The sequence below is a fragment of the SAR86 cluster bacterium genome, from assembly GCA_023703575.1.
In the GTDB taxonomy this organism is placed as follows: Bacteria; Pseudomonadota; Gammaproteobacteria; order Magnimaribacterales; family Magnimaribacteraceae; genus Magnimaribacter.
Genome location: CP097969.1, coordinates 1,289,500 through 1,304,761 on the forward strand (window position 1 = coordinate 1,289,500; position 15,262 = coordinate 1,304,761).

15 protein-coding genes and 1 tRNA gene are annotated in these 15,262 nt (G+C 35.8%); 5 read left to right on the top strand and 11 right to left on the bottom strand.

Annotated features, from left to right (window positions below; translation table 11 throughout):
• Nucleotides 1-190 precede the first annotated feature (190 nt).
• Together M9C83_06600 and M9C83_06605 are read left to right on the top strand one after the other, a co-directional pair.
• Nucleotides 191-472, top strand: a complete 282-nt coding sequence (locus tag M9C83_06600; GenBank protein URQ66313.1) for a DUF4258 domain-containing protein — start codon at nucleotides 191-193, stop codon at nucleotides 470-472.
• A gap of 3 nt (nucleotides 473-475) precedes the next feature.
• Nucleotides 476-856 carry a hypothetical protein gene (locus tag M9C83_06605; GenBank protein URQ66314.1) on the top strand — a complete coding sequence of 127 codons (381 nt, stop codon included), beginning with the start codon at nucleotides 476-478 and terminating at the stop codon, nucleotides 854-856.
• A gap of 86 nt (nucleotides 857-942) precedes the next feature.
• Here the strand turns inward: M9C83_06605 and M9C83_06610 are convergent, their stop codons facing one another.
• The 3 genes from M9C83_06610 to M9C83_06620 form a co-directional block, all read right to left on the bottom strand.
• Nucleotides 943-4,080 (bottom strand): CHAT domain-containing protein, encoded by a 3,138-nt coding sequence (locus tag M9C83_06610; protein ID URQ66315.1) that lies wholly within the window; start codon nucleotides 4,078-4,080, stop codon nucleotides 943-945.
• A 61-nt stretch (nucleotides 4,081-4,141) separates the two neighbouring features.
• A tRNA-Ala gene (locus tag M9C83_06615) sits at nucleotides 4,142-4,217 on the bottom strand.
• 56 nt (nucleotides 4,218-4,273) lie between these two features.
• The gene (locus M9C83_06620) at nucleotides 4,274-4,966 is read right to left on the bottom strand and encodes a crotonase/enoyl-CoA hydratase family protein (protein ID URQ66316.1); all 693 of its coding nucleotides are present in this window, start codon (nucleotides 4,964-4,966) and stop codon (nucleotides 4,274-4,276) included.
• A gap of 69 nt (nucleotides 4,967-5,035) precedes the next feature.
• On the opposite strand from M9C83_06620, the gene M9C83_06625 reads away from it, so the two are divergent.
• Complete coding sequence (locus M9C83_06625; GenBank protein ID URQ66317.1) at nucleotides 5,036-5,815, top strand: SDR family oxidoreductase; 780 nt, start codon at nucleotides 5,036-5,038, stop codon at nucleotides 5,813-5,815.
• Here M9C83_06625 and M9C83_06630 read toward each other — a convergent pair.
• Nucleotides 5,812-7,365 (bottom strand): carboxylesterase family protein, encoded by a 1,554-nt coding sequence (locus M9C83_06630; protein URQ66318.1) that lies wholly within the window; start codon nucleotides 7,363-7,365, stop codon nucleotides 5,812-5,814. The two genes, M9C83_06625 and M9C83_06630, sit on opposite strands and share 4 nt — an antisense overlap.
• A gap of 41 nt (nucleotides 7,366-7,406) precedes the next feature.
• Here M9C83_06630 and M9C83_06635 point away from each other — a divergent pair, with 41 nt between their 5' ends.
• Complete coding sequence (locus tag M9C83_06635) at nucleotides 7,407-8,387, top strand: nucleoside hydrolase (GenBank protein ID URQ66319.1); 981 nt, start codon at nucleotides 7,407-7,409, stop codon at nucleotides 8,385-8,387.
• Between the two features lies 1 nt (nucleotide 8,388).
• On the opposite strand, the gene M9C83_06640 is transcribed toward M9C83_06635, so the two are convergent.
• Genes M9C83_06640 through def form a run of 3 tightly spaced genes read right to left on the bottom strand, consistent with a single transcriptional unit; the run spans nucleotide 8,389 to nucleotide 10,934 of the window.
• Nucleotides 8,389-9,300: a ribokinase gene (locus M9C83_06640; GenBank protein ID URQ66320.1), complete on the bottom strand. Its 912-nt coding sequence runs from the start codon at nucleotides 9,298-9,300 to the stop codon at nucleotides 8,389-8,391.
• Between the two features lie 4 nt (nucleotides 9,301-9,304).
• Nucleotides 9,305-10,372 (bottom strand): ADP-ribosylglycohydrolase family protein, encoded by a 1,068-nt coding sequence (locus M9C83_06645; GenBank protein URQ66321.1) that lies wholly within the window; start codon nucleotides 10,370-10,372, stop codon nucleotides 9,305-9,307.
• Nucleotides 10,373-10,385: 13 nt separating this feature from the next.
• Nucleotides 10,386-10,934 carry a peptide deformylase gene (def, locus tag M9C83_06650; protein URQ66322.1) on the bottom strand — a complete coding sequence of 183 codons (549 nt, stop codon included), beginning with the start codon at nucleotides 10,932-10,934 and terminating at the stop codon, nucleotides 10,386-10,388.
• Nucleotides 10,935-11,010: 76 nt separating this feature from the next.
• Between def and M9C83_06655 the strand changes: the two genes are divergently transcribed.
• Nucleotides 11,011-11,250 carry a CDGSH iron-sulfur domain-containing protein gene (locus M9C83_06655; GenBank protein ID URQ66323.1) on the top strand — a complete coding sequence of 80 codons (240 nt, stop codon included), beginning with the start codon at nucleotides 11,011-11,013 and terminating at the stop codon, nucleotides 11,248-11,250.
• A 2-nt stretch (nucleotides 11,251-11,252) separates the two neighbouring features.
• Here M9C83_06655 and M9C83_06660 read toward each other — a convergent pair whose 3' ends face one another.
• From M9C83_06660 to M9C83_06675, 4 genes are all read right to left on the bottom strand, one after another.
• Nucleotides 11,253-12,275, bottom strand: coding sequence for an NADP-dependent oxidoreductase (locus M9C83_06660; GenBank protein URQ66324.1), 1,023 nt, complete (start codon nucleotides 12,273-12,275; stop codon nucleotides 11,253-11,255).
• 5 nt (nucleotides 12,276-12,280) lie between these two features.
• Nucleotides 12,281-13,150: an alpha/beta hydrolase-fold protein gene (locus M9C83_06665; GenBank protein ID URQ66325.1), complete on the bottom strand. Its 870-nt coding sequence runs from the start codon at nucleotides 13,148-13,150 to the stop codon at nucleotides 12,281-12,283.
• A gap of 3 nt (nucleotides 13,151-13,153) precedes the next feature.
• Nucleotides 13,154-13,735 carry a GNAT family N-acetyltransferase gene (locus M9C83_06670; protein ID URQ66326.1) on the bottom strand — a complete coding sequence of 194 codons (582 nt, stop codon included), beginning with the start codon at nucleotides 13,733-13,735 and terminating at the stop codon, nucleotides 13,154-13,156.
• Nucleotides 13,736-13,950: 215 nt separating this feature from the next.
• The gene (locus M9C83_06675) at nucleotides 13,951-15,261 is read right to left on the bottom strand and encodes an alkaline phosphatase (protein URQ66327.1); all 1,311 of its coding nucleotides are present in this window, start codon (nucleotides 15,259-15,261) and stop codon (nucleotides 13,951-13,953) included.
• Between the last annotated feature and the right edge of the window lies 1 nt (nucleotide 15,262).

Below are 15,262 nucleotides of genomic sequence, written 5' to 3' on the forward strand. Positions count from 1 at the left end.
TAAGCTCATAACTTTCTTCTTTAGAATTTAATATCTTTGTAAGCAGATCCACCAAAACAATCTAACAAAGTATGCAAATGATGAAAAGTTATATTCATATGAAATCTTTAACGAATAACTATCCAATATGTTACAAATTTTTTTAATTATTTTTTTTGTAACACCTGATGAATTTGTTCGTTAATTAACTATGAATATTAACTTTACAAATCACTCAAGATCCAGAATGCAGCAAAGAGGTATATCAAAAACTGCTGTAGAACACATAATCAAACACGGAGACTGTCATTTTGATGGTCATGGAGGAAAAATATATTTTATAAAAAAGAAAGATAGGGATTACCGAACATCTGACTTGCCTAAAAGTAAATTTGACTCTATCAAGAAACAGCTTAATGGATATGTCGTAATTTCTGAAGACTCTGATGTTGTTATAACTGTGGGTCATAAATATAAAAGGAGGAGAAGTTAGAAGATGAAAAAATTTTATCATTGCAACAGTTTTCGAGAAGCAAAAAAAATTGCGCAAAGGCTATCTATGCAGCATAAAAGATCGTGGTATGTCAGTAGAATTGAGGGACAATGGTTAGTCCGATTACCTCCTTTAAAGTGGCAATGTGGTGGAGGACAATTTACCTTTCACTGTTTAAGTTGCAGTAATAAAGATCAACCAATTAATCAAGAACAGGTGATTTTAAAGGCCAGAGATGAAGGGGAAATTTTTAAATGTTACAAATGTGGGTCTAGTACTTATAGAATTTATGATAAAAAAAACAAGCTATATGATGAATATTATCCAGAATTAGAAGAGATGTGGAGAAGAGAAGATTACCCAGGAGAATACGACGACTACTGAAAGCTACTTCAACAATCTTTTAGTTTGCCTTCCAAAAATTTATTGTTTCACAATTATGATCACAATTTTCTCTGTTACAAGAATGGTTATTTCCCTAAATATATGTAAGGGGCCCAATAAAAAGGATCTTTATAAGACTCTCCAAAATCTCCGTTAATAAAGGCTTGAGACACCTGTTGCAAAGAATTGGTAATATTTGAATTATTGATACCTCTAAACAATTCGCTATTAAATTTTGAAGCTGAGAGAGATTCAATTTCCCACATTGTCGTATACACTCCTTTTGCACCGCCAAGAAAAAAGGCCTGTGCAATGCCAGAATAGGCTTCTTTATCTATATGAGACGAATCAAAAGTTTTGCAGGCTGATAGAGCAACTATAGATCCTGAAAAATTATTTTCTGAGATATCAGATATTTTTAGTATTCCTGATTCTTGATCATTAACTGGAGTTAAAACCAATCCAGGTTCCTCCGAAATAGAATTGCCGTATGGTAAAGAATGTGTTGCAAAATAAATTAAAGAATCAGAATGGAAATTTTTAAGACTTTGAAAATTTTTCTTAGTTGCATTCATGCCAAGCAAAATCATTTTTGAGTCAAATTCTGTGGATATTTCTATTATCTCTTCCTGTGTTTCTGGTAATGAAGCTAGCTGAGAAAGATCTGTGATATTTCTTGTCTTAAAGACTTCATTTTCTAATGCATCAAAAAATGGATCTCCTACACCAAGAAAATTAAGGGGACTGTTTTCACTTGTCAGATTTAGGAAAGAACTAAGAGAAGGTAAATAGCTGACTTCAAAATTCTCTGATAAATATTTATTCTTATAATTTAAAGCGTGAAAGGGAATATACTTCAAAATACCTTCAGAGATGATGTAGACCTTTTTAATTGAATCAAGTGAGCTAAGATCATAAATAACTTGAGAAAGATCATTGGCGTGTTTTCGATTTTGATTTATGTATTTAAAATTTGAAAATTCGTCATAAACTTTTAAAACCTCTGTATCCGATAATTCATAACTTCTTACTGTGACCATATCTCCATATATCCTAAAAACAATTCTTCTTTCACTGCTTTTGATAGAAAAATGATATTCGAGAACTTCATTTTGCTTAAGATTTTCTCTAATTCTGTCAATCAGCTTGTCATTACCAATAGTTTTTTGATCGGTAAATTTATCTAAGACGTCATTTAAATAATTTCGATTAGAGTCTTGTTCAAATCTTAAATTTCTAATTTCATTTTGGTCATAATCTTCCACTAATGTTAAGTAGTTATTGATTCTAAAATTTGAGGCAAATATTTTCTTAATTTTAGAAATAACACCACTTTCAAGCATCTCATCATTAATGTTTACCCTATTTAAGCTTAAAGACTTATCAAAGTCGTTTTTCTTCACCTTCATTATCATTTCTAAGGTAGATGCCGGAAAACTGAAAAAGTCATAATTTCCTGAATAATATTCATATTTATCATGAGCAACTATAGCGGCATGCAAAAGCATAAGCAGTTTGTCTTTAAGATAATGGCTCTCTATTGTCTGAAAAAAAGAATCTTTAGGCGATAACGTATAAATTATGCCAGCTGATCTTGCAAAAAAAGTATAGAACTCTAACAAAATTTTTGAGTGCTCTTTTTTTTGTTCATCATCATCAAAAAAAATATAACTATCTGAAATATGGTAAAGATTCATGAATTTCTGAATTGCGTCACATTCTCTAACTTGATTCTCAATTGAAGAGGTATTCTTAGAGAGACAGTCTATAATTTCTTCATTTGTAGGAAAAACAATCTCGGTATTTTTAAAAAAGTCAGTAGCAAATTTTTTGTTTTCTTCAAAATTTAAAGTCATTTCAGCGATCCTAAACAAAATTCCTTCATTTCCAATGTTATTAATATTAATTTCTTTTGGGAGATCAACTAGCATTGATTGGATCATTTTTGAAACTTGTTTCATCATTGTCTTGCATTCATCAGAACCATTTCTACATTCCTTCAAAAATAGATCATTTGAAGCTTGATGATCAATATTTACGTCAGAGCCTGACAAGATAAAGGTAACATCGGACTGTATTTGTTTAGATTCATCATCAGGGAGAGATCCCAATAGAGTGTAAGTATCCCCGTATGGATTAATCAACGTCTTATAAAAATTATCAAAATTAGTTTTGTAAATCTGATCATTTTCATATTTTGTAAAGATCCTATTTACATTTTCCATAGTTTTATATTTTGTAGGAAAACAGAAAGTATCAATAAAATTTCTCGTAATTGCATGAATCCTTTTATCATCTCTTAGCTTTGTAAAGGTTTCCTCATCACAGAGTTTATTTTTTTCTTGAAAGCTTTCAATTAATACATAACTAAAAAGGTCATCTTGAATATATTCATATTCGCTAATATCTAACTCTTTATTATTAAAGATAAGATAGAACAAGCTAATTCTTAAGTTTTGAATACTATTAAGATCTAATGAACCTTCCGCAGTTATGTTTTCGATTTCATGTAAAAGATTAGAAATTGTCCAAATTTCAAATTTACCCGCATACATTTCAGGATTTAATGAGTTTACAAAAAGGGTAGACTCCGAGATTATTTCATCAGTTTCACCGGAAAGAATCAGGGCTGAGAGCTTAATAATTTTCAACTGCAAGAGTATTGGAAGATTATTATTAGGGATAATCTCATTTTCTTTGAAAGAATTGAAGACGACTCTCTCAGCATAATTTATTAGATCTACAGCAATGGTTGGATCTCTTATATATTGAACTTGATATGTAGCTAATTCTTTTATAAGACTTGCAAAATAAAGTTCAGAATCAAGTCTGAAGCTTTCTTTTTCAAGATCATCCATATGAATTATGAACGTGTCGACTATGTTTTCTATTTCACCATTTTCATAGAGTTGAAATAGGATTTCTGGAAAAAATATTAGAAAATATTCAAATGTTCCTCTTTCTAATTCTGGATCAGTTAAATTTCTTAAATTTTTTGAGAAATTCACCAAATCATTAAAAAGTACCATGTTATTCGGGTTTTGGATCTTTGTTTCACAAAAAACTTTCAAAGTTTTTTCTTGATACAGATACTCAGTAGTAACTTGCGGAAAGAATTGATCAAGATATCCTTCATCACAAAAGTCTAAGGGTTCTTCTGCGAGGAAAGAGCCAGGAAAAAGCAATAAAATTAAAATAAGGTATCTCTTATTTTTTAGTGTCATGAAATACAAATCTTAATCATCATTAAGATAATCATAACAAATAAGTTTATCCGATGAATTGTGGTGGAGCCAGTCGGGATCGAACCGACGACCTCATCCGTGCAAGGGATGCGCTCTCCCAGCTGAGCTATGGCCCCACTTAGGGATGGGTAGATTAACAAAAACTTACTACTTAGTAAGTTTTTTTTTCAATTTAGAAAGGATTAGCCATCTCTTCGATGGAGTCATTTATTCTTTTGACAACATCTTTTTGGTCAAGATCTTTTGTGAGTTTATAGTGTGGATGGCTCAATGTCGCTAAGTCTTTTGCAACTTCAAGAGCTTTTGTCATGAGTTCTTCAGGCTCGACAACTTCATCTAGATACCCAGCATTCACAGAATCAGATATGGGGTAGGCTTCAGCGTTTAAGATTGCTCTATACCAATGATTCTTGAGAATCCTAGACTTTGAAATCTCTAAAATTGGAGTTGGAATCGACATACCATTTCGAGTTTCATTTGCTTGTACGATAAATTGACCCGATGCTCCAACTCTGTAATCAGCACAGCACAAAAGGAAAGCTCCTAAAGCGATTGCATGACCGCTAGACGCTGCTATGACAGGCCTTGGAAAGTTATAAATTCTAGACAAAAGCTTGAAACCAGCTTGTGTCATTTCGAGTGCAGCCTTTGGATCTCCTCCTGAAATAGTTTTTAAATCAAAACCAGCAGAAAATAAACCTTCTCGACCAGTAATTAATAAAGAGCCTTTGTCTTCAGGTACTGAATCTAGAAGAGAATTGATTGTATTACTCATGTTAGTTGAAAAAACATTAGCCTTTCCATCATCTAAAGTAATAATTGAAACATCTCCATCCTTCGTTAAAGTTGCTGTTTGATCCGTCATAGTTTTTCCTTTTAATTTGTCTGTGTTCGTATAATCTTATAAGTAGTCGAATAACTCAAATATTTAAATATGAAAATCTTTAAAAAACTTTCTAGATCAGTCAAAGGAAGAGTCGCAATCATTACAGGTGCTGGCAGTGGTATGGGCGAAGCAACAGCTAAAGTTTTTGCATCAGAGGGAGTTAAAGTTATTGCTACCGATGTAAATCAGGAGGAAGTCAATAGAGTTTCAACAGAAATAATAACAAGTGGCGGAGAATGTATGCCCCTTCTTTTAGACGTAACAGATTGTGCTTCAATAAATAAATGCATAGATGCCACCATCGAGACATATAAAACTATTGATTTCGTTATCAATAATGCAGGGATATCTTCTGTTACTGCGGTAGATGATGAAAATTTTGAAAATTATTGGGATGATACTTTAAATGTAGTTCTTACAGGTCAAGTAAGATTAATTAGAGCCTCACTTCCACATCTTCTTGAATCTGATAATGGAAGAATAGTAAACATATCTTCTACTGAAGGCTTTGGTGCATCACCATTTCATAGTCCTTACACTGCTGCCAAACATGGGGTGATTGGTTTAACTCGCTCTCTCGCTCTCGAATTAGGCCCAAAAGGGGTAACAGTAAATTGTGTTTGTCCTGGTCCTATCAATACAAACATGACCGCGGCTATAGATCCTAAAGACAAAGAAACCTATGCTAGAAGAAGAGTTGGTCTAAAAAGATATGGTGAACCTGAAGAGGTTGCACATGCTACTCTTAATCTATGCCTCCCCTCTTCATCCTATATTAATGGCGTTTATTTGCCTGTGGATGGTGGTCTTTCTATAAGACGGGCTTAAATACCCTTGAATTCAAAATCTTGTAGTAAATCGTAGATCTCTATCCTATCTATATCTTTTTTTCCTACTTCAGATCCCAGTACCTGCCACTTATTTTCACCAGGCAATAATTTTTCCCACTCAGGCAGCTCTTCTGAATTTGGATTTCCTGATTCAGCAAAATTTGTCCAATAAGAAAGCATAATATCTGATAGCTCTTGATTCTCTATAATGCCCAAGCCTCCGACTCCAAAGACATAGCTTATTTCGTAGGCATGGAAAGACCCTAATATTTCACCAGCCTTGCCTGAGGGTTTCTGATTAAAATGATAAAAATAAATATCTTCAGATCGTTCAGCCATAAATTTAGAGGCGAAGAAAGATGGTGCTCCAAACAAAGAGTCTCCCAATAATCTCTTGCTCGATTTGATCATCTCTTCTTTATCAGAGGCTGGATAGATAGAAAGAATTTTTTCAGCTTTTTCTTCAAATTTATCCAAAATCACCAGCTTATATTTTTCTACTGAATTAACCGGAGGTGCGACATCTGCCAAAGGACTTCCCCAGTAAAGCGCCGTCCCTTCATCCGCATTGGTCCCGATGATTGTTGGGACCTTATGATTTGCACCTTCTTCAAAACTCTTCATCACAGGGGCGAGAATGGTTTTATCATCCACATAAAATGAAGAAGAAAATCCAATTTTTCCCACCTCAATTATCTTATCTATAGGCAATTCTCTCATCAGCTTTAACTGATCATCATTATTTGGGATACCACAAAATTCTCCGAATCTTGATCCAAGATCTGCAGCAGAAAAGCCATTACTCGATTTATCAGATGAATGGAGGGCCATTCTTGAAAAACCACCACTTTGGACAATTGCTTTGTGAAAAAGACCTTTTGAGAGAGGAGATACTAAAAGTGCGGCAACTGAAAATCCTCCAGCAGATTCCCCGAATATTGTGATATTAGATGGATCACCACCAAAGTTTTCTATATTTTCCCTTACCCAATGCAAAGCCTTAATTTGATCCAGCAAGCCAAAATTAGTTTTAAACTCTTCTTCACTGTCATTTATTGATGGATGAGCAAAAAAACCTAATTCTCCTAATCTATAATTTATTGTTACAAGTATTTTTCCTTTCGAGAGTATTCCATCTGGTAAATAATTATCTCCCGATCCAAATCTTAAAGCACCGCCATGAATCCAAAACATAACTGGTAACTTTTCTTTAGGTGCTAAATCTCCTGAATATATATTCAGTCTTAAGCAATCTTCTGATTCTTGCGGCGGTTCCTCTTCAGGTATTTCAATTTCGTAAGCATTCGCAATTGAATCTCTAAATCCTCCCTCTCCTCTTCTAAATTGAGGACATTGTGGTCCAAAAGAACTGGCATCAAAATTTTCTACCCATGATTCAACATCCTGAGGAGCACGCCATCTATTATTACCTGATGTATCTGCTGCATAAGGTATGCCTCTGAAACTGTAGCCCTTAATTCCATTAAATTCTTCAATTAAACCTTCTACTGGTCCGCTTTTAGTTTCTACAACTGGTCTCACAAGCATTTCTCCCTATTACTTATAAAAGAGTTAACATATCACGAAATATGAAAAAGAAAATAATAATTGATACTGACCCAGCAATGGGAACAAAGGGTGGTGATCCTGAAGATTGTTTTGCAATTATGCTTGCGATGAATTCTCCTGAGCTTGAAATATTGGGCATCACAACCGTACAAGGGAATGTTCCTGTAGAGAGAGGTTTTAGCAATGCTAGCTATTTAGTTGAACAGCTTAGAAAAGATATACCTGTTCACACTGGAAAACCTGGAACATATAGTCAGGATAGAAATGAAAAAAGAAAATGGCTTGGCCAGAGGGAGGAAATGGAACAATTGACTCCAATATTACCAATTGAAAACGATAAGAAAGGTGCACCAGCCTTTATTGCTGAAACAGCAAAAGAAAATTCTGGTGATATTGAGCTTGTGACTATTGGCCCTCTAACTAACATCGCTCAAGCTTTAGACTTAGATCCTGAATTGCCAACTCACATAAATAAAATAACCATGATGGCCGGAGCATCAACTGTGCAAGGAAATGTTACGCCAGCTGCAGAGTTTAATGTATGGGCCGATCCTGAATCAGCCGCTCGAGTCTTTGGCTCTGGCATTCCAATTAGAATGGTTCCATTAGATGTCTGCCATAAAACTAGATTTGGTAGAGAACAGCTCAATTTAATTGGAGAAAATGAACATCCCTTTTGTCAATTTGTTCAGAAATCAGTAGATCCATGGTTAAAAATAAATCCAAATAAAGAAATAATTGATCAAGGACTTCATTTATATGACTCTTTGGCTGTTGCCCTCTCGTTTATGCCTGAAATAGCAGATTTCAAAAAGGCCTATGTATCTATAGAAACTAAAGGTGAATTTACTGATGGACAAACAGTTAGCGAATTTAATGAATCTATCATGGGACAGATCTTCAAACCGAAGCCCAACTCTGAAGTAGCTTTAGATTTAGATGTTGAAGCTTTTAATTCCCTATTTAAGGAAAGGGTAATAGATTTTTTGGTAGAACTATAATTTATCCAAACTTTAAGACTTCTTGAGTAGTTGGCATAGAAGCCGATGCACCTTTCTTTGTCACAGAAATAGCGGCAGCTTTATTAGCAAAAATAGCAGCCTCTGATAAATCTTGCTTCTCAAGTAGGGAACTAGCTAATGCTCCGATAAAACAATCTCCCGATCCAGTTGTATCGACGGCATCTACTTTATGACTCTCGATAAACTCATATTTATTATCTTGATGAATATAGACTCCTTTAGATCCAAGAGTTACGACTATAGATTGTTGATTATTTAAACCCATGGATTCGATACTCTCTTTGATAGAATCCAAGGAATCTATTTGAATTGATTGTTTTGTCAGAGACTCTAACTCAATTTCATTAACTACAAATAAATCAGTCTCAGAAAAAAGTGAATTACTTAATGTCAAAGCTGGTGCTACATTTAATATACGATAGCAATTTCTTTCTTTAGCCCTTAAGAATAGTTTCTCAATTTCTTTGGATTCAACTTCCATTTGAGAAATAAGGATATCTGTAGATGAAAGCACCTGATCACTCATCTGTTCGGATCGTGTATGAGAATTAGCTCCTGGGACAACTATTATTTGATTTTGAGAGGTACTTTCGACGACATTAATCAAAGCTACGCCAGATTCCCCATCATGACATTCCAATAATTCTGTATCAATATTTTCTGAGTCAAGTCTTTCTCTAAGTAGTTCGCCATAGAGATCATTGCCGACTTTTCCGACAAACGACACATTTGAACCAGTCCTTGAGGAAGCTACTGCTTGGTTGGCACCCTTACCTCCAAGAAATGTTTCAAAGTTTTTTCCAAAAATTGTTTCCCCGTCTTTGGGTTTGGCATAGCTATAAACCACTAAATCCATATTGATGCTGCCAAAGACTGCAATAGGATTTGTCATGAATTTAACTCAGGTCAGCTACAGAGGAAAATTTATCGACAAGCACACATGTTCGTTTGACTAAGCTATCTAGATCAAGTTCTCCAACTCCGGCAATCGCAGTTTGTACTCTTCCTTGCCACGGAGATGTCCATGATTCCGGTATTGCTCCTATATCTAAGCCTAGTAATCCTCCTACTGTTGCACCTGTGCAGTCAGTATCCCACCCACAACATATGGTTTCTCCGATTGCTTCATCAAATGAATCTTGAAATGATAAAAATGCCCACACTACTACTGCTAAATTATTTAAGCTATGAACGGGTGACATATCTCCATAATGTTGATGAAGATTAGAGGCAGGTTCATTTTTATATTTAATACCTACTTGAACGGCCTCATAAGCCAAGGAATCTTTTTCTATTAAATCTAATGCTGCTTTTACCGCCTCTTCTCTTGAAGAAGAAACTGGAACCAATGCACACAATGCAGCGATATAAGCTGAGGCCTCTACAGCACAGGACCTGTGCGATAGCATTGCATCTCTTCTTGCTAAGTCTGCAGCTAATTTTGGTTTTCCGGGTAACAACCATCCATACATATCAATCCGGATCTGAGCTCCTATCCAGTCGTTGTATTCTCCATCATTTATTTCCTCTAGATCAAAGCTGCGCGGGCCACCAAATTGATAGGCCATATTTGATTTTTCTATGAGCTTTAAATATGAATCTCTTTCTGCAGTAAATGTGGCTCCGACTGGCAATAAGTTAATCCATGATCTTGCAACATCATCTGTACTTAAATCTAAGCCATACTGCTCCATCATCATCAGGGCCAGAACGAGATAGGTAATGTCATCATCAACTTCAGCCCTTTCCATCATTCCTAAGCAACATCGTTTATTAGCACCCCTCAGTAATTCATGCTCCATATAGTTGACGTAGTTACGAAGAGGAAGTGATCCTGAATCCTGTAAAAAGGTATTTAATCCATGTGGGCCTTCTCTCATAGAAATCATTTCTACAGGTTTTCCTAATAAGCAACCCGATATTCTCCCCTGCCAAGCTGCTCTAATTCGTTCTTCATGCGTCATAATTTTTCCTCAATCAATCCAAGACTTCTTCTTTTATTTCATCAAAAACCATTTCTTCCTCAAACATTAAAGTCTTAATATCTTTCATTCTATCTACATAAAGTTTTCCAACTAAATGATCCAACTCATGCTGAAAAACCGTAGCTAGAAAATCTTCAGCCTCAATAGTTTTTGGTTCTGCATTTTCGTCTAAAAAATCTACTCTGATACTCCTCGGTCTTTCAACAAAACCTCTTAATCCAGGAACACTTAGGCAACCTTCCCAAAAACCTTGTTCAGTTTCATCCACCACAGAAACTTTTGGATTAAAGATGACATAAGGCTCACTATCCTCCATGTCTGGATATCTATCTGATTCTTCGGATAACTTTATTACAGCTAATTTTTTTAAAATGCCAATTTGAGGAGCTGCTAATCCAATTCCACCGGCAACTTCTAGAGAGTCCCACATGTCTTCAAGTAATAATTTTGTTTCTGGACTTTTGATTTCTTCAATAGTGAAATCTTCAGCCTCTTTTCTTAAAAGAGGGTTACCCATTTTTAATATTTCTTTAACGCTCATAAAAATCTACTTTACAAAGTATCTGAGAATAAATCTCATTAGTAATTTTATCTAGAATTTATGTTACTTTTTTTTTATGAATAATCCAAAAGTAGTTCAAAAGTTTCCTTACAAAGTTTCCGTCGAGTCTGAAAAAAATTACTGGTGGTGCAGTTGTGGAAAAAGTTCTAAACAACCTTTCTGCGATGGCTCTCACGAAGGAACTGAATTCTTACCATTGAAAGTAAAACTCGATGAAGAAAAGGATGTTTTTTTCTGCGGATGCAAGATGAGTAAAAATGGCGCTTTTTGTGACGGAACTCATAAAGATCTTTAAACTTATTCGGGATCAGCTATTTTAAGAAGTTGCTTGCCTTTATTTTGGCCTGTGTAAAGCCTCAATAAAGTATCAGGGGCATTCTCGATACCCTCCTGTATATCTTCTTGATAAATAATTTTTCCTTCTTGGACCCATTGCATCAATTCTCCAATTGCCTCAGGGAATCTATCCATATAATCCAGTACTATAAATCCCTCCATCCTAGCTCGCTGTATTAATAAAGCAGTATAGTTTGATGGTCCAGGAGCTGGAGTCTCATTATTGTAGCCTGAGATGGCACCACAAATCGCCACTCGAGCATTTTGGTTTATGCTCAATAGTGCGGTGTTTAGGAATTCTCCTCCAACATTATCAAAAATGACATCTATGCCTTCTGGACACAATTCAGGAATAACCTCCTCTAAATTTGCGGTTTTGTAATCTATTGCCGCATCGATTTTGACTTCCTCAGTTAGCCATTTACATTTCTCAACTCCGCCAGCAACACCTATAACACGACAGCCTTTTATTTTGGCAATTTGTGCAGCAATAGATCCTGTGGAACCCGCTGCTCCAGATATGAGAACAGTATCCCCTTCTTTAGGCTGTCCAACATCCAATAAACCAAAATATGCAGTGAGTCCTGTAATGCCAAAGACGCTTAAAGGTGCTGTGAGAGATGCTCCTTCTGGAATGACAGTAGCGTTTAAAATACCCTTTCCATCTGAAATGGCGTACTCTTGCCATCCAAAAGTGCCTTGAACTTTATCACCTACAGCATAATTAGGATGATTTGATTCAATAACTTGGCCTACAGAGCCAGCTCTCATTACCTCTCCAATTGCAACTGGTGGTACATAGCTTTTTCTATCTTCCATCCAACCTCTTTGAGGAGGATCAAAACTAAGATACAAGTTCTTAATAAGAAACTCTCCATCTTCAATATCTCTTACTTCCTCCTCTTCATAGGAAAAATTATGTTCCCCAACCATCCCGACTGGTCTGCTAGCTAAGGTCCACTTTCGGTTTCTTAAATTTTTCATATTACTCACTCAACATTGAAGACGTGTCTTAGCCCTCTGTTAAATAATGCTCCAGTGATGGTGAAGTGCGTCTCGTCTTCTAAAATCAAACCTTTTAACTTAAGGCTTGGATAATTTCTGCTATTGAGCTTTTCTATCATTTGCTCTGTATAGTCAGCAGTTCTAGCTTTGGAGAAGATCTCAACCATTACTGGATTCATTTTTTCTAGATAAGGTCCAATAACATCTTCTTCTGCTCCGGATGCCATGTATACAATAGCTTCCATATCCTCATTATTTTCAGCATAGCTTTCTTCAAGATCAAAAGTATTGGGATGGCTCCACTCTTGCCAAGGGCTACCAATCACATATCTCTTAAAGGCTTTTGGTTGATGAAACAAAGTGTAGAGTCCAAATAAACCACCCATAGAGTCTCCAATATATGTCGTGTCATCAGAAACATTAAATCTTTCTGAAACCCAATCCCTTAATTCAGTTGTTAAAAACTTCAGGAACTTATCCGCACCGCCTCCCTTTACTTCCCTGAGAGTCATTTGTTCCATTAATTTTTGATTTTCAATATCCTCAACAGGCGTGAATTCGCGAGTTCTATTAGTTACAAACTGCATGAAGTCTGGTTCATCACCTAGCTTGTATTGTATGCCTATGAAAAGAGCCGGCGGAATTTCTCCACCAAGGTATAACCCGTCGATCGTGTTGATGTAGCCTCCAGCTGAGAGATTACAATCTGTCCCATAAATTACTGGCAATGGACCGTCTCCAAATAAAGAAATAATATTGGGATCAGGCTGTTTTACTAGTATCTCGAAAGTTTCTCCAATTATCTCTGATTTAAGTTCATGTATCTCTACATCGTGAAATTCTAAATGTCTCATAATCTACCTCGGGTATCTAATCATGGGGTGAGCTGGGGGTGAATCTCCAATTTCTATCCTCTTAATAGTCTCAAATCCATGTCTTTCATAAAGGCTCATGTTCATGGGATTGGAAGATTCAAGATATGCAATTTTTCCTTGCTCATCTGCCTTTTTTAAAGATTCCTTGAGAATTAAAGAACCAATGCCCTGACCTTGTTTTGAAGGATCTAAACCTATAAAAGGTAAATACCAGTGATCTTCTTTAGGGTGACAATCATCAAATTCATCGAACATTTGTAAGGCACTTTCCAGCCTATTAGAGGGAATATCTTCAAGCGTTGGTCCGAGCACCTCGGGATCTAAATGGATTCCAGGAGGATGCCAAATTGCGCCTCCATAATAATTTTCATCAGTAAAAATAGAATCTGACTCTAGTGCAGGTTTAGAAAAGGCATCCATCCAAAACGCAAAATTCTTTAGAAATTTATGTGGATCGGGAAAAAACCATCTCAGTAAAGGATCAGCAGCAAACCCTAAAGTGATTGCACTTTTTACCTCTTCAACATTGGATGAATCTGCTTTTATAATTTTTGGCGTATCCATTCTCTTCTCCCCATATCTAATTCAAACTTACGATGAGTGTATATAATAAAACTATACCAATCCAGCCCACCCAGAATGTTCTCGCCAATTGCCTGAGTGGAGGAAGATCCATATATTTATCATCATCTCTATCCTTCGGTCTCTTTGCAAAGTCGTAAATAATGGCAACCCAAAACAAGAGAAATACGGAATATAAAATTACTGAATACAATCTCCTACCTCCCTAAACAGCTTCCCTTTTTATCATCCAAGTCCAGAGCAGCTAACATGGCATAATAGATATCAGTGTTATCAAGCGTTCCTGTGAAGTTTTCTGAGCCTGGTCCGTAAGCATACACTGGAACCGGAACACCAGTATGAGTTCCACTTCCTACAGCAGTGTTAAAAGAAAACTTAACATCATCTAATGAATTATCTATTGGATTAGCAGGTTCTATCAATAGACCACCTACCTCGTGATCTGAAGTGACTAAAACTAAAGTATCTTGTCTTTCCTTTGCAATTTCTAAGGCTAAGTCTACTGCTTCGTCAAAATCTTCCATTTCCCTTATGAGATAATCGAAATCATTGACATGTCCTGCCCAATCCACTTGAGATCCCTCTGCCATAATGAAAAAACCCTCACATCCTTGATTCATCAATAAGTCAGAGCGTGTGATTGAGTACTGAAGCATTTCTGCTAAAGAGGGTTCTAGATCGTGATTATCCTTTTTATCTTCATCCCTTAAATGCTCATCAGCAAAAAGTCCTAATACTTGCTTATCAAGAGAATTAGAGATTTCGGATAATTGATTTTTTTCAGTCAGCACAATATGAGATTCCTTAATCTCATCTAAAAGATTTCGTCCATCCTCCCTTTTTCCGCCCTGTTCTTCTGGTGTAAAGAAATAACGCCCCCCACCCAGAATAGTTGCGACTCTAGAATCAATCATTTGTGAGCTGATAATATCTGTCTTCCACCTTAAATCTACATGAGCAGCAAATGCAGCTGGTGTAGCATGGGTAACCTCGGAGGTGCTGATTAAGGAGCTCACAAATCCGAACTTATCGATTGTTTCAGTTAAATTTTCAAGTTCATTGAGGTCTTGATCTAATCCAAGTGCACCATTATTTGTTTTGAAACCTGTGCTATAGGCAGTAGCAGAAGATGCAGAGTCAGTGACGGCTGCATTATAGGAATGGGTTAAAACAATTCCGGAATATGGAAATTTATCCATTGAAATGCGCTCATTAAGACTACCTTTCATCATACGGTATGCTGTTATTTGACTCAGACTCATGCCGTCTGCAATAAGCAAAATGATATTTTTTGCTTTATTGTCTACGTAAGATAATTCTTTTGGAGAGGCAAATATACCATCTTCAATTTCGGTCACGTACACGTCTTTCTCATCGAGCGTTGCAGTGTCAATTGGAAGGTTTTCCATAATATATTTGATAGCAAAAGTTTCCGTTAATTTGAAACCAGTAAAAGAACCTATCAATAAAGCAACTATTACTAAAAAATACCTATTCTTTAAAATCATA

Excerpts from the sequence above, each read along its gene's own strand:
- M9C83_06600 (URQ66313.1), top strand. The coding sequence starts at position 191 with ATGAATATTAACTTTACAAATCACTCAAGATCCAGAATGCAGCAAAGA.
- M9C83_06605 (URQ66314.1), top strand. The coding sequence starts at position 476 with ATGAAAAAATTTTATCATTGCAACAGTTTTCGAGAAGCAAAAAAAATT.
- M9C83_06610 (URQ66315.1), bottom strand. The coding sequence starts at position 4,080 with ATGACACTAAAAAATAAGAGATACCTTATTTTAATTTTATTGCTTTTT.
- M9C83_06620 (URQ66316.1), bottom strand. The coding sequence starts at position 4,966 with ATGACGGATCAAACAGCAACTTTAACGAAGGATGGAGATGTTTCAATT.
- M9C83_06625 (URQ66317.1), top strand. The coding sequence starts at position 5,036 with ATGAAAATCTTTAAAAAACTTTCTAGATCAGTCAAAGGAAGAGTCGCA.
- M9C83_06630 (URQ66318.1), bottom strand. The coding sequence starts at position 7,365 with ATGCTTGTGAGACCAGTTGTAGAAACTAAAAGCGGACCAGTAGAAGGT.
- M9C83_06635 (URQ66319.1), top strand. The coding sequence starts at position 7,407 with ATGAAAAAGAAAATAATAATTGATACTGACCCAGCAATGGGAACAAAG.
- M9C83_06640 (URQ66320.1), bottom strand. The coding sequence starts at position 9,300 with ATGACAAATCCTATTGCAGTCTTTGGCAGCATCAATATGGATTTAGTG.
- M9C83_06645 (URQ66321.1), bottom strand. The coding sequence starts at position 10,372 with ATGACGCATGAAGAACGAATTAGAGCAGCTTGGCAGGGGAGAATATCG.
- def (URQ66322.1), bottom strand. The coding sequence starts at position 10,934 with ATGAGCGTTAAAGAAATATTAAAAATGGGTAACCCTCTTTTAAGAAAA.
- M9C83_06655 (URQ66323.1), top strand. The coding sequence starts at position 11,011 with ATGAATAATCCAAAAGTAGTTCAAAAGTTTCCTTACAAAGTTTCCGTC.
- M9C83_06660 (URQ66324.1), bottom strand. The coding sequence starts at position 12,275 with ATGAAAAATTTAAGAAACCGAAAGTGGACCTTAGCTAGCAGACCAGTC.
- M9C83_06665 (URQ66325.1), bottom strand. The coding sequence starts at position 13,150 with ATGAGACATTTAGAATTTCACGATGTAGAGATACATGAACTTAAATCA.
- M9C83_06670 (URQ66326.1), bottom strand. The coding sequence starts at position 13,735 with ATGGATACGCCAAAAATTATAAAAGCAGATTCATCCAATGTTGAAGAG.
- M9C83_06675 (URQ66327.1), bottom strand. The coding sequence starts at position 15,261 with ATGATTTTAAAGAATAGGTATTTTTTAGTAATAGTTGCTTTATTGATA.